We start from the raw sequence: 13,336 nt of genomic DNA on the forward strand, positions 1-13,336 counted from the left end.
CATGTTTGATTTGTCTTCTTTGCAGGACGCCGCACGCACTGTGTATGCCGCCATGCCCCCTACACCTCAGTATGCATGGCCGCTTTTATCTGCGCGGATAGGTGCAACGGTGTGGGTCAAGCATGAAAACCATACGCCGACAGGCGCATTCAAAGTGCGAGGCGGCTTGGTGTACGTTGAGGCGCTGTTGCGTCGCTACTCGCATTTGACCGGCTTGGTCACGGCAACGCGGGGCAATCATGGGCAAAGTCTTGCCTATGCTTGCCGAGCCGTTGGAGTAGGGCTATGGATTGTCGTGCCGAAGGGTAATTCTCGTGAAAAGAATGCGGCTATGCGCGCCTTGGGCGCTACGGTTATTGAATGCGGGCGAGACTTTGACGAGGCGCGTGAGCATGCGGCAGCGTTGGCTCAGTCCAAGGGGTATTATCAGGTGCCCGCCTTTCATACCGACCTCGTCCGGGGCGTAGCCACCTATGCTTTGGAGCTATTCGAGGCAGTACATGGGCTGGATACGGTTTATGTACCGATCGGAATGGGATCAGGAATATGCGGATTGATTCAGGCCCGTGATCTTCTAGGGCTCAAGACCGAAATCGTAGGCGTGGTTTCGTCCACAGCAGATGCCTTTGCACAAAGCTTCGAGCAAGGTTGTATCGTTACTACCTCTACAGCGCAGACCCTGGCAGATGGCATGGCCTGTCGCATTCCTGAAGCAGAGCCCCTGGCCGTGGTTCGGCAAGGAGCTGCGCGTATAGTCCGAGTAACCGATGAAGAAGTCTGCCGGGGCATAAAGGCCCTGTATGAGGATACCCATAACTTGGCGGAAGGCGCAGGCGCCGCTGCTCTAGCGGCTCTGCTGAAGGAGCGTGCCCAGCAGCAGGGGCGCCAGGTGGCGGTGATTCTGAGTGGTGCCAATATTGACCGGGATCAAGCTGCGAGCATCCTGGCTGAGCCATGAATCAAAATCGCTTCGAACGTTCACGAGTGCTCTACGTCTGAAGAGTAGAACCTGCAGCGTGCGGCAGGGAGAAGGTGACTTGCGAGGACACTTCATGGCTACCGGAATCTCTTCAGTATTAATGACTCGGCGCTCTTTGACCGCCACTGTATTGATTGGCATCGGCTTTATGGCGGCCATTGATGAAATCATCTTTCACCAGTTGTTGGCCTGGCACCATTTCGTGGACAGGGGTACAGGAGTGTTTGCCTTGCTGTCAGATGGCGTCCTGCACTCGGCCGAGCTGATCCTGTTGATTCTGGGTTTTTTCATGCTGGCTGAACTGCGTGAACACAAGGCTTTTGCGAAACCTTATGGGCAGGCAGGTTTCTTTTTGGGAATGGGTGGGTTTCAGCTATTCGATGGGATTATCGATCACAAGGTCCTCCGGCTGCATCAGGTTCGTTACGTTGATAACCTGCTCGTGTACGACGTAATGTGGAATCTGGCAGGAGGCATACTTTTGTTGATTGGCATCTTACTGCTGCGTAACGCTCGGCGTATCTATGTAAGCTCATAAGGCGCCGGCGATGATTTATCTAGAGATGCCTGGGCACGTTCCATGGCTGCTTGTCAGTGCTACCTTAGTGGGCTGGATTTTATATCTATCTGCCTATTTACACTTGCAGGCTCAAGGGCGCTCATGGAGCCCATGGCGAGTCTCGAGTTTTGCCGGTGGGATCGTCCTGGTGCTTGTAGCATTGCTTCCCCCGGTATCGACTTTTGCTCATGCCGATCTACGTGGGCACATGCTTCAACATCTGCTGCTGGGGATGTTTGCACCGCTCGGACTGGTATTCGGTGCGCCTGGAACGCTGTTACTCAAGACATTGCCTTCTGCCCAGGCGCGAGGGCTGGTCACTTTTCTAGGTAGACCCTTACCGCGTCGGCTCACACATCCGCTGACCGCTGCAGTCCTGGATATGGGGGGAATGTACCTGCTGTATCTTACGCCCCTATATGCTGCAAGCCAGAACAGCCCCTGGCTCCATACATGGTTGCATCTGCATTTCCTGGTATCGGGATATCTGTTTACCTGGTCGATTGCCGGGCCGGATCCCGCCCTGCATCGACCTTCGTTGTGCACGCGATTGGTCGTACTGTTTCTGGCTACGGCTGCACATGCCGCACTGGCCAAACTGATGTACGGATTTTCTTATCCCCGTGGCCTCGGCCTTGAAAGCATCGAGCTGCAACGTGCAGCCCAGTGGATGTACTACGGTGGCGATATGGCTGAGGCGCTATTAATCGTTGCCTTTTGTTCACTCTGGTTCAGGCGTCGGCGCAAAAATACTCATATGCCTTTGCCGGCACTGATGAAAAGTTTGTCAACCCATTGATTCAGGAGGATGTTTCCATCATGTCCAGACGTGATGAAGGTGTACGATAAATGCTAGATTCACCGTTCCATAGCAAGAGGTCTCGTCGTGAGCAATAAAAGCGCATCCACTATTCATTTACATACAGACGAGCCTGAGCCGCCACCTAGCAAAAAAGGTTGCCTAGGGCTGATGCTGGGCGCCGTTATCTTTATCTTTGCCATACTTGGCGGCTTGATCTACCTGTTTACCCGCGGTCCCTCACCGGAAGTCCAGGCCAATGAACAGCGTACCATCCAGGCTTGCGAGCAGCGTGCCAGCGCGCCGGACACCAGCGAGGCCGAGCGCTTTTCGATCGGTGAATCATGTCGGGAAATGCGCAAGCAGTACGTGAAGAAGTACGGAAAAGAACCCGGCGTCTGATCCCTTCGTCACTGCGCGTCGAAAGAGGGGAACCCTGACCTTGAATAGGGGGCCACATCTGAACAGGTTTTCAGGAGGCCTTTTATGAATACGTCATCCTTCAATTTTGACAAGAAGGGGTTGATCCTTGGCAGTGTTGCTGCTGCATGTGCTTTGGCGCTTCCGAGGAGTCATCCTCTTCGTCTTGCCATGTCGGCAGGCGCTGCGCTGGGTCTGGGCAGTGCATTACTCAAACCCAGCGTTAATGACACCCAAAACGACACCACTGACGAAGCGGCACCGGAGCGAGTAGAAAGCGCTGACATAGGCGGTATCGTTATGCGTTGGGAGGCTCACGGCGATACTGGTCCGGATTCTATCCCTGTCATCCTGATCCACGGAGTGCCTACCCAGCCGCGGTTATGGCGTTATGTCATCCCGCATATAGACCGCGGTGGGGTTCGCTGTCTGGCCTGGGAGCAGGTTGGGTTTGGCTGGTCCATGGATCAGGGCCTGGAACGCGATATTTCGCCAGCCCGTCAGGCGGACTACCTATATGATTGGCTACAACATCTGGGAATCGCCAAAGCTGTTTTCGTGGGGCATGACTTGGGCGGCGGGGTGATTCAACAGCTACTGGTTAAACATCCTGAGCTCAGTCTTGGCCTCGTACTGGTCGACAGTGTTGCCTATGATAACTGGCCAGTGCCTTCAGTCCGTCTGGCTCGTAGTCAGGCTGCTCGGATCGAGGGGCTCAAGCCAGCTTGGCTCAAACCACTGTTCCTTTCCGGTATTTATAATCTTGGGCATGACAACGATGCGCGACGTGAAGAGTCGGCAGCGTTGCACTGGAAACCTTATGACCGTGAGATGGGCCCCAAGCTCTTCGCACATCAGCTTCGTCATCTGGAGGTAGGGGATACAGTATCCCTGGCAGGCCGGCTAGCAACCATTCCGGGGCCGAAGCAAGTAGTATGGGGCGAAGCGGATTCAATACCTTTGGCCTCGGGGCAACGACTAGCAGAAGAGCTCAATGCCCCGTTGACTGTTATCCCCGGCGGCCGACATTTTAACCCGGAGGACCATCCCGTCCTGGTTGCCCAAGCTATTAGCGAGGTGGTTGAGCAGGTTCGTAAGCAACAGGGTAACCCTCTTATCGTTGAAGGGGCAGAATTGGGATAAGCGAACCTCATTTTTGTTAATGAATACCGCTGTATTAGCCTTGGCTCCGTAGTGCATCGGCCAAGGCATTACGGCATTCGTCGAGTGCAGCTCGCAGCTCATCCTGGGCTGCGACGATGCGGAACGCAGGGCCAGCTAGGGAAATAGCATAGTGCCCATGAGGAGTTTCGATCCCCGTTGCAATTGCCCGAACGCCGATCATGTGTTCTTCCCGGTCATAGGCGAAGCCTTCCTGCCGCACCTGCCGAAGCTCTTCCAATAGAGGCAGCAGGGCGGTATGAGTGTTAGGCGTCAGGCTCCGCAGAGGTTCATTGAGCAGTTGGGTGACCGCTCTGTCACTCATGCCCGCCAGCAGGATTTTTCCGCCTGAAGTGGCATGGATTGCCAGGAAGTTGCCAGGTACAGGTGCCACACGTAGCTCCTGATTGGAAATCGCCACGTGTAACGCCATCAATTCAGCGCCATGAGCATGTACCAGAATGGCCGTCTCTCCCGTACGGGTCGATAAGGCTTCCAGAAATGGCTTGGCCCGCTGGGTGATATCGCCATGGCTACGCGAAGCCAAACGGATGAGGGCAGGGCCTAGACGAACACCGCCTGCACCATGCACTTCCAAAAGCTGTTCTAGAGCGAGGGCATCGACCAACCGTTGTACGGTAGAGCGAGGTAAATCGATACGTTTGGCAATAGCGCCCAGACTCAATCCTGCGGGCTCGTTCTCCAGGCAGCGAAGAATAGCAGCCGCTCTCGAAATAACCTGGATACCACCTCGATCTAAGTCAACCGTTGTCATGAATATTGTCCTGTGTATCACTCTTCGATACACTGTATCGTAATTTGGTGGTGTTCAATAGGTTTGCTGGTCAAGCCGTTCTGTTATTGGAAACGTTATGTCTTCTACTGCGCCATCGGCGCCCGTTCCCGCCCCCTTCGGCTGGCGCCTTGCTATTGGTTTGATTGGCGTTTTAATCGCTGCGCTGACTTCAGGCCTCAATGACCGTGTGACCGATATTGCCTTGGCCGATGTGCGCGGAGTTTTCGGCATCGGCTATGACGAAGGGACGTGGATCAGCGCATTGTATGTGGCGGCCGAAGTCTCGGCGATGCTTGTTTCCCCCTGGCTGGCCATGACGTTCTCGCTACGGCGCTTTGCCCTCGGTGCGACGCTGGCGTTCGGCTTTTTAGGTCTGCTGTGCCCACTAGCGCCAAACCTGGACACGCTGCTCTTACTGCGCGTATTGCAAGGACTGGCAGGCGGAGCACTGCCGCCGCTTCTGATGACGGCAGCGCTGCGCTTTTTGCCCTGGCATATCAAGCTCTATGGCTTGTCAGCTTATGCCCTGACTGCAACGTTTGGCCCCAACCTGGCTATACCCTTGGCTGCTCTCTGGACCAATGGCCTTGATTGGCGTCTGGTGTTCTGGCAAGTGGTCCCGGCCTGCCTGGTTGCAGCGGGCTGTATCGCCTACGGCATTCCCCAGGATCCGCTTCGCCTAGAGCGCTTCCGGCAAGCGGACTGGCTGGGTGCGTTATTTGGCTGTGGTAGCGTGACAATGCTAGTGATTGCTCTTCTGCAGGGGGAGCGGCTGGACTGGCTTGAATCACCCTTGATCTGTACCTTGCTGGCCGGGGTCGCCATCCTGTTCCCGTTGTTTCTGATCAACGAGTGGTTTCATCCGTTGCCCCTCGTCAAGCTTCAGCTCCTAGGGCGGCGGAACTTTGCCTTTGGTAACATTACGCTGGCCCTGTTTCTGATTGTAGGCATGTCGGGGGTAGCCATTCCCTCGGCTTATCTAACGCATATCCATGGTTACCGCCCTCTTGAGACAATGCCGGTAGCCCTGTGGATTGCACTGCCGCAACTGGTCCTGGCACCCCTGGTAGCCACTATCATCAACCGCAAGTGGGTAGATTCGCGCTGGGTGATTGCTTGCGGCCTTTGCCTGATAACGCTCGCCTGCCTGGGAGGGTCGCAGCTGACCAGTGACTGGATCCGTGATGATTTCTATCACTTGCAGATATTACAGACCCTTGGGCAGCCCATGATCGTAGTGCCGCTGCTGATGGCTGCGACGGGAGTAGTGCACCCCATGGAAGGTCCCTTTGCCTCCGCTACGGTTAATACGATTCGGGGACTGTTCTCAGTCATTGGCACCGCGTTATTGGAGCATTTCCTCACTGTACGGGAACACATCCATTCCAATGTCCTGCTCGACCGACTGGGTTCGGCGCAACCACAGCTAGCGCCCTTACTGAACGACGATACGGTAGCTCACTTGGGGCAGCGTATTCGTGAACAGGCTTTCGTCCTGTCGTTCAGTGACGCCTACCTGGCTTTGATCGGTGTGTGTGGTCTGATGCTAGTTGTGCTACTGATCTTGCCCGTGCGGGCCTTTCCTCCTCAACCTCCGGTAACGCCATGAGTCATAAAACAGCCTTTTCCCTGGTTGGTGCCGCCGTTGTTCTCGGCGCACTGTATGCTTGCGTCCATGTTGTACAGAACGATGCTACCCAGACTACCGATGATGCCTACATTACAGCCGACTCGGTACTGGTTGCACCCAAAGTGGCCGGTATCGTTGCTGAGGTGCTGGTAGAAGACAACCAGCCGGTGAAGGCTGGGCAGCTTTTGGCCCGTATCGACGATCGCGATTTTGTTGCCGCCCAAGCGTCGGCCAGTGCAGCTGTGAAGGCGGCTCGTGCAGAGGTTGCTAACCTAAATGCTGAGATTGATCGGCAAGCCGCTATCATTGCCCAGGCTTCCGCCACTATGCGTGCGACTGCCGCCTCGCTGGCATTCGCCCAGGCCAATGCCACTCGTTACCGCAACCTGTCCAAGGCCGGGGCGGGAACAGTGGAAGAGCGCCAGAAAGCTGAAGCTGAATTACTGCAATGGCAGGCTGCGACGGACCGTGATGCGGCGGCGCGGATGGCGGCTGAAAAGCATCTGGCGGTGCTCAAGGCACAACGCGATGTAGCCGCTGCCAGCGTGGCAAAAGCCGAGGCTGCGCTGGCACAGGCAGATTTGAATCAGTCGTATACGCAGATTGTGGCGCCCCGAGACGGTGTTATTGCCCAGCGCTCGGTAAGATTGGGTGCCTATGTAGCACAAGGCAAGCCATTGTTGGCCATCGTACCGGTGCATGAAGCCTATGTCGTCGCGAACTTTCGCGAGACGCAACTGGCAAGGATGGCAGCCAATCAGTCAGTCGAGGTGCGGGTCGATACCTTCCCGGACCACGTTCTGCATGGCCGTATCGACAGCCTGGCGCCAGCGACGGGGCTGGCCTTTTCACCTATTGCACCGGATAACGCAACGGGCAACTTCACCAAAGTAGCGCAACGTGTGCCTGTGAAAATTGTATTTGAGCCTGGCCAGCCGGCTATGGACTCTTTGCGCGTAGGGTTGTCAGTCGTGGCGAGTGTGGACACCCAGGAGGAAAAGCGCTGATGCGTCGTTGTTTGCTGATTGCTACAGTGGCTGCCCTGGCTGGTTGTACTGTAGGTCCCAAGTTTCATACGCCTGATGCGGTCCTTCCACCTACATGGCAGGCCCCGACAGTAGATGTTAATAGCGTTACCGTAAACCGCCCGTTTGAATCGGCCTGGTGGACACAATTCAACGATCCGTTGCTGACATCCCTAGTGCAGCAGGCAGCGGCTTCGAATCTGGACCTGGCCTTGGCGGATAGCCGTCTCGAGCAGAGCCGCTCTCTGATAAAGATAGCCGGTGCCGATACACGGCCCGCGCTGGCGGCTAACGGCAGCTATCAGCGGGAGCGCAATAGTCAGCAGGGGTTGAACGATCCTTCTGGACATGAAGGTAAATCAGCGTTTGATCTCTGGCAGTATGGAGTAAGCGCCTCGTGGGAACTGGATCTCTGGGGGCGCGTTCGTCATAGTCTTGAGGCGGCCAATGCCGGTGCTGCCTTGAGCGAGGCCGACCGAAATGCTGTAGCCCTGAGTATTGCAGCCGAAACGGCTACCAACTACCTGCGGCTGCGTGGTGTGCAAGCTACCCTGGACGTGACCCGGCAAAACCTCGATATTGCCCGGCAGAGCCAGCAACTCACGCAGACCCGCTTCGAAAACGGCGTAACTACCCAGTTGGATACAGCCAATGCGGCTGCTCAAGTGGCGACGCTCGAAGCACGGCTGCCCTTGCTTGAGGCAGAGGAGGTGCGCCTGATCAATGCCTTGAGCTATCTGCTCGGGCAAGCGCCCAATGCACTGCGGCAGACACTGGCGGTGCCGCGCGACATTCCAGCACCGCCTAGCACCGTGCCGGTCGGTATTCCTTCGGAGCTGGCTCGTCGCCGTCCGGATATCCAGCGTGCCGAAGCGGCCTTGCATCGTGCTACGGCAACTGTTGGCATAGCCAAAGCCGATTTTTACCCGCGGCTCAGCCTGGGTGGTAGTGCGGGCTTCCAGGCGCTGGAAGGATCAAACCTGGGGTTATGGAGCGCCCGTCAGTGGTCATTGGGCCCCAGCCTGTATCTGCCGATTTTTCAGGGCGGGCGCTTGTCAGGTACTTTGGAGCTGCGTGAGCGTCAGCAACAGGAAGCTGCCCTTGATTACCGCCGCACCGTATTGGCCGCTTGGCATGAAGTTGAGGATGCCCTTGTCAATTACGCGGCTGAACAGCGTCATCATGAGGCGCTAATGCGAGCTGTTGCGCAAAACAAAGCCGCCCTGGAAACCGCGCGGGCCCGCTATAAGGAAGGCGCGATTGATTTCATCAACGTGCTGAATGTGCAGCGTGAGCTGATCCAGACCCAGAGTGCACTAGTTGACAGCGCGACACGTGTTTCGACCGATCTGGTAGTGGTTTACAAGGCCTTGGCAGGTGGATGGCCAGAGCCGAAAAGTAACCTAGCCAGTCAGGCCGCCTCTATACCACGTTGACTGCCTGAGCCAGACGCTATACAAGCCGCTCGGCAGCGCGACTCGCTGCTGTTGAGCAATGTAGCGTTACATTTCAGGCCCGGCGGTTACAAATAATGTTTTTCAGGTAACCACCTGTTGGCCGATAGCCCCAGTAAGGCTCTATTGCCATAGGAGGGGCTATGAAATTCAAATCCATTCAGTTTTCCGTTATGACATACGCCGGGGCATGCATTCTGGCGGTTGTCTTCGCATTGGTCAGCTATGCACTTGTTTCGGGTGCCCGCACGCAGGCGAGCACGACGCAAGGCACACAAGAGCTCCTTGAACAGCTCATTCAGGCGCGGCTTACAGCCTTGGCACAATCAAGTGTTATGCGTATCCAGCGAGACCTGGAAAGCCCTATCAATACAGCCAGGTATCTGGCCAGCCTCAGTGCTCAGGCTGGGGCCGGATCTACCGATGGCATTACCTTGACCCGAGCGGATCAGGACAGGATTGTACGCGACGTAATGGTGCGGTACCCCGAATTGATAGGTGCTTACATAGGCTGGGAGCCAAATGCTTTTGCCAGCGATGACTCACAGTATATCGGCCAGAAGGGGCATGACAGCGTAGGCCGCTTTTTACCTTATTGGTACCGTAACCAGGACGGCTCCCTGGGCCAAGATATCATCGTGCAGATGGAAAGTGAGAAGCGCTCCGAGTCAGGGATACGTGAGGGTGAATACTACTTATGCGCCAAGGAGCAAAAGCGGCCGTGTGTCGTTGATCCCTATATCTGGGATGTAGGCGGTAAGCCCGTCATGCTTGCCTCGTTTACCGCGCCTATTTTGTTGAATGGAACGTTCCAGGGTATTGCCGGCGCTGACCTTTCAGTCAATTTCATTCAGGACATGCTTACTAAAACCAACCAGTCTCTTTATCAGGGAGCCGGCCAGATGGCCCTGGTGGCGGGTAATGGGCGCCTCGTAGCGTTCACGCCCGATGTTTCCAAGTTGGGGGAAATGGCTAGTCAGCATATCGCTAATAGCGAATTGCAAACGTTGGCAAAGTCGACCAGTAACGAACCGGTCTATTCCGTAAACGTGCAAAAAGGGCTGATTGATCTGATCATGCCATTTAAGGTGGGCGACACAGCTGCGCGCTGGATGCTAACGATTCAACTACCCTTGCAAGTGGTCCTCAGTGACGCCGTAAAGCTGCAGAACGCGCTCAAGGCGCAGCATGACACCAGTGTCATGGGCATGGCATTGGTGGGTCTGTTGATTGCCGCGTTAGGGCTGGGTCTACTGTGGTTCGTAAGTATGGGTATCGCACGTCCGCTCAAGCAAATGGTCGGCATGCTGGACGATATTGCCCGGGGGGAGGGCGATCTTACACGCCGCCTGAAGGTAGATCGAACCGATGAGTTGGGTGCTATTGCAAAAGGGTTCAATCAGTTTCTGGCCAAGCTGCAAGGCATGATCAGTGAGGTTGTGGTTTCCGTAAAAAGCGTCAGCAACTCATCGGAACATACGGCAGATATTGCTATACGGACTAACCAAGGCGTACAAAAGCAGCAGCACGAGATCGACCAAGTGGCAACTGCTATTCAGGAGATGTCTGCTACCGCACAAGAAGTGGCCCGTAGCGCAAGCCAGGCGGCCCAGGCGGCTAACCATGCGGATGAGTCAGCAAGTCAGGGACGAACAATCGTACAGAACTCCAGCAATGCCATTATGGCTCTGGCTCAGGAAATTAATCGCGCAGTGGTAAGCGTCGAAAGTCTGGCCCAGAACAGCGATAACATTACGAAAATCCTGACCAGTATCCGCGGTATCGCTGAGCAGACAAACCTGTTGGCTCTTAACGCGGCTATCGAAGCGGCGCGTGCCGGAGAACAAGGACGAGGATTTGCAGTGGTGGCAGATGAGGTGCGCAACTTGGCACAAAAGACTCAGCAAGCCACGCAGGAAATCCAGAGCATGATCCAGCAATTGCAAGGCGGCACGCATGACGTAGTCAAAATCATGCAGGATAGCCAGGCGAAGACCGAGGTGACTGTTAAGCACTCCGCCGAAGCTGCCGCCGCCCTTGTAGCTATTACCAAAGCGGTGTCTGTAATTACGGAAATGAACACACAGATTGCCAGCGCCGCCGAAGAGCAAAGTGCCGTAGCTGAAGATATCAACCGAAACGTGACTACCATTGGGATGGTGGCTTGCGAGGTAGCTGCCGGTGCGGATGAAGCCTCTCAAGCAAGCGCGCAATTAACCCAGCTGGCCGAGCAGCAGCGTCGCCTGGTTAGTCAGTTCAAGGTGTAGCTGTAGCAGCGAGGCGCGCTCGTAGGGCGTGGCGTAAAAGAATGGGTCAGGAGGTCTAAGGCGTCCCTAGACAGGGGCGCCTCGTCAAACGATTCGGTGGGGCAATGGTGCGGTAGAGCGAGTCGGCAGGGCTCAGCTGGCTAAACTGCTCGGAGTCTTTTCCCGATTGTCCCATTCTTCTTCGATTTCACAGAAGCAAACATCGGTAGCGGCATGCAGGCGGTCAAGCTGTGACTCGGTCAGGCTATGCAGGGGGATGCTTTCAAGCAATTGGATAAGGGTATCGAACTGGGTAATGTCCATCATGCATCCTCTTCAAAATTTGATTTAGCCAATAGCTATCCCGCTTCTCATCAGAGAGAAGGCCCAAAAGACGCTATGGCAGTATTCACGGATGACAGGACCGGTCCGGCGGGTTAAGGCCAAACACGAATCCTGTCCTGACGTGTAAACGAACAGCACGGACTTCAAGCGCCGAATATGTATGTCTCGAGCGCTTGCCCCTTGGCTGTTCATTCCTGAAAATATACGACCGAACCCGATGATCTCGATTCGGGGCGCGCATTCTAATAAGACTGCTCTCATTACTCTAGTGGCTCCCGCTCAATGGCAACCCGGAGGTTGGTGCAATAGTGCTGGAGAAGCTCCGCCCCTTGTGTGAGGGAATCCTATAAATGCTGCCATTGGCGTTCTGCATAGTTGACGCTATCTCTTTGTCAGATCACCCACTGAAATGGCTTATCATGGGCGCAGTTGTTTATCCAGGTCGATAATAGACGTCAGGTCATATCGGTTTTACAGGGCTGAGTCAGGTAAGGTTATGTCGCTCCTTGAAAGCGAACGTCAATTACAGGCCGTACTAAGTAACGCAACAGTTGCGATCTTTCTAATGGACGAGCGGCAACATTGCGCCTATATGAACCGCGCAGCAGAAGAGCTGACGGGCTTTACCCTGTCTGAAGTACTTGCCCGTGACTGCCCCTTGCATGACGTTATCCATCACAAACGGCCTGATGGAAGTCATTTTCCCTTGGAGGAATGCCCAATCGACCGGGCCTTTCCTACCAACGACCGGGAACAGGGAGAGGAGGTCTTCGTTCATAAAGATGGCAGCCTTTATCCCGTGGCGTTTACGGCAAGTCCTATTCGGGACAAAGAAGCTCAAGTTATCGGAACGATTATTGAAGTCCGTGACATCCGTGAAGAAAAGGCTGCTCAAGAGCGACAACGGCTTCTAATCAACGAGCTCAACCATCGGGTCAAGAATACCCTTGCTACCGTGCAATCGATTGCCGCGCAGTCGTTCCGCACGTTAAGTGATAGGGAGCCGCTAGAGGTGTTCAATTCTCGGCTGCTTGCCTTGTCTAGAGCACACACAATTCTGACTGACGAAAATTGGGAGAGCGCAAGTCTTCTTTTGCTCATTGAAAGTACCATTGAGCCTTTTGGGCGGCCTCGCTTCACGCTAAAAGGACCTGACCAGCGGCTTACCACGAAATTTACCGTCACCCTGGCAATGGTATTGCACGAATTAGCCGTCAATGCGTCCAAGCATGGTTCTCTTAGTGTTTCCGATGGGCGCGTTGACATCACGTGGAGTATCGAAGACGCCCAGCTTCATTTTGAGTGGGTGGAAGTAAACGGCCCCAAGGTTAGTCCCCCTCAATATGCAGGATTTGGCAGCCGTCTTATCAGGCGACAATTTGCTATGGAGTTCAATGCCGAAGTGAATATGAGCTTTAAACAGGCTGGGCTGGTTTGTATGGTCGACGTGCGTTTGCCCTCTTTTACAGATCAGTTTCATCTGGGGCAGTATTTGCCTGCATTGAATGAGGTAGGCAGGGACACATAATGCCAAACGCTCGCGCTCAACGTGTTTTGGTCGTCGAAGACGAAAGCCTGGTTGCTATGTTAGTAGAAGATATCCTTGTTGATTCAGGCTATGACGTCATCGTTGCCATGCGCCTTGAGGCAGGCTTGAGTTTGGCAAGAGAAGCGGATGTTCATCTTGCCGTACTAGATGTTAATCTCGGAGAAGGTAATAGCTATCCTATTGCCGACATTCTTCGCGAACGGGGCATCCCATTCCTGTTTGCAACGGGATATGGTGCCCTAGGGCTTAGTTCCGCCTATCAGGGTATACCTACATTACAAAAGCCCTATCATCCTGATCAGCTAATCAAACAAGTAATGCAACTGAATACAAGTGCGCTGTTTGCGCATTGAGTTGTACCCTTAAAAGTTAG

The 13,336-nt window shown here is 54.9% G+C and carries 12 protein-coding genes and 2 pseudogenes; 12 read left to right on the plus strand and 2 right to left on the minus strand.

Annotation, left to right across the window (positions count from 1 at the left end; translation table 11 throughout):
* Position 1: 1 nt before the first annotated feature.
* The 5 genes from IQ22_RS15785 to IQ22_RS15805 all read left to right on the plus strand — a co-directional run bounded on the left by IQ22_RS15785 (position 2) and on the right by IQ22_RS15805 (position 3,900).
* Positions 2-958 (plus strand): threonine dehydratase, encoded by a 957-nt coding sequence (locus IQ22_RS15785; RefSeq protein WP_145143722.1) that lies wholly within the window; start codon positions 2-4, stop codon positions 956-958.
* A 94-nt stretch (positions 959-1,052) separates the two neighbouring features.
* The gene (locus tag IQ22_RS15790) at positions 1,053-1,517 is read left to right on the plus strand and encodes a DUF2243 domain-containing protein (RefSeq protein ID WP_208733649.1); all 465 of its coding nucleotides are present in this window, start codon (positions 1,053-1,055) and stop codon (positions 1,515-1,517) included.
* A gap of 10 nt (positions 1,518-1,527) precedes the next feature.
* Positions 1,528-2,337, plus strand: a complete 810-nt coding sequence (locus tag IQ22_RS15795) for a cytochrome c oxidase assembly protein (protein WP_208733650.1) — start codon at positions 1,528-1,530, stop codon at positions 2,335-2,337.
* An 87-nt stretch (positions 2,338-2,424) separates the two neighbouring features.
* Positions 2,425-2,739: a flagellar basal body-associated FliL family protein gene (locus IQ22_RS15800; RefSeq protein WP_145143724.1), complete on the plus strand. Its 315-nt coding sequence runs from the start codon at positions 2,425-2,427 to the stop codon at positions 2,737-2,739.
* Between the two features lie 84 nt (positions 2,740-2,823).
* Positions 2,824-3,900 carry an alpha/beta fold hydrolase gene (locus IQ22_RS15805; protein ID WP_145143726.1) on the plus strand — a complete coding sequence of 359 codons (1,077 nt, stop codon included), beginning with the start codon at positions 2,824-2,826 and terminating at the stop codon, positions 3,898-3,900.
* Between the two features lie 34 nt (positions 3,901-3,934).
* Here IQ22_RS15805 and IQ22_RS15810 read toward each other — a convergent pair whose 3' ends face one another.
* Positions 3,935-4,693 (minus strand): IclR family transcriptional regulator, encoded by a 759-nt coding sequence (locus tag IQ22_RS15810; protein WP_145143728.1) that lies wholly within the window; start codon positions 4,691-4,693, stop codon positions 3,935-3,937.
* Positions 4,694-4,790: 97 nt separating this feature from the next.
* Between IQ22_RS15810 and IQ22_RS15815 the strand changes: the two genes are divergently transcribed.
* From IQ22_RS15815 to IQ22_RS24125, 5 genes and pseudogenes are all read left to right on the plus strand, one after another.
* Positions 4,791-6,323 carry an MFS transporter gene (locus IQ22_RS15815; RefSeq protein WP_145143730.1) on the plus strand — a complete coding sequence of 511 codons (1,533 nt, stop codon included), beginning with the start codon at positions 4,791-4,793 and terminating at the stop codon, positions 6,321-6,323.
* Positions 6,320-7,351, plus strand: coding sequence for an HlyD family secretion protein (locus tag IQ22_RS15820; RefSeq protein ID WP_145143732.1), 1,032 nt, complete (start codon positions 6,320-6,322; stop codon positions 7,349-7,351). The genes IQ22_RS15815 and IQ22_RS15820 overlap by 4 nt, the downstream gene beginning before the upstream one ends.
* Entirely contained in the window at positions 7,351-8,805 is a 1,455-nt protein-coding gene (locus IQ22_RS15825; RefSeq protein ID WP_145143734.1) for an efflux transporter outer membrane subunit, read from the plus strand. The genes IQ22_RS15820 and IQ22_RS15825 overlap by 1 nt, the downstream gene beginning before the upstream one ends.
* Before the next feature lie 353 nt (positions 8,806-9,158).
* A pseudogene (locus IQ22_RS24120) lies at positions 9,159-10,232 on the plus strand (methyl-accepting chemotaxis protein); the annotation flags it as partial.
* A 264-nt stretch (positions 10,233-10,496) separates the two neighbouring features.
* Positions 10,497-11,090: pseudogene (locus IQ22_RS24125) on the plus strand (methyl-accepting chemotaxis protein); the annotation flags it as partial.
* A gap of 132 nt (positions 11,091-11,222) precedes the next feature.
* Here IQ22_RS24125 and IQ22_RS23200 read toward each other — a convergent pair.
* On the minus strand, positions 11,223-11,396 hold the full coding sequence (locus IQ22_RS23200) for a hypothetical protein (protein WP_158635442.1): 174 nt from the start codon (positions 11,394-11,396) through the stop codon (positions 11,223-11,225).
* 514 nt (positions 11,397-11,910) lie between these two features.
* Here IQ22_RS23200 and IQ22_RS15835 point away from each other — a divergent pair.
* Both IQ22_RS15835 and IQ22_RS15840 read left to right on the plus strand, forming a co-directional pair.
* Complete coding sequence (locus IQ22_RS15835; protein WP_208733651.1) at positions 11,911-12,942, plus strand: sensor histidine kinase; 1,032 nt, start codon at positions 11,911-11,913, stop codon at positions 12,940-12,942.
* Positions 12,942-13,316 (plus strand): response regulator, encoded by a 375-nt coding sequence (locus IQ22_RS15840; RefSeq protein ID WP_145143740.1) that lies wholly within the window; start codon positions 12,942-12,944, stop codon positions 13,314-13,316. The genes IQ22_RS15835 and IQ22_RS15840 overlap by 1 nt, the downstream gene beginning before the upstream one ends.
* Positions 13,317-13,336: the final 20 nt, after the last annotated feature.

The organism is Pseudomonas duriflava (assembly GCF_007830155.1).
Taxonomy (GTDB): Bacteria; Pseudomonadota; Gammaproteobacteria; order Pseudomonadales; family Pseudomonadaceae; genus Chryseomonas; species Chryseomonas duriflava.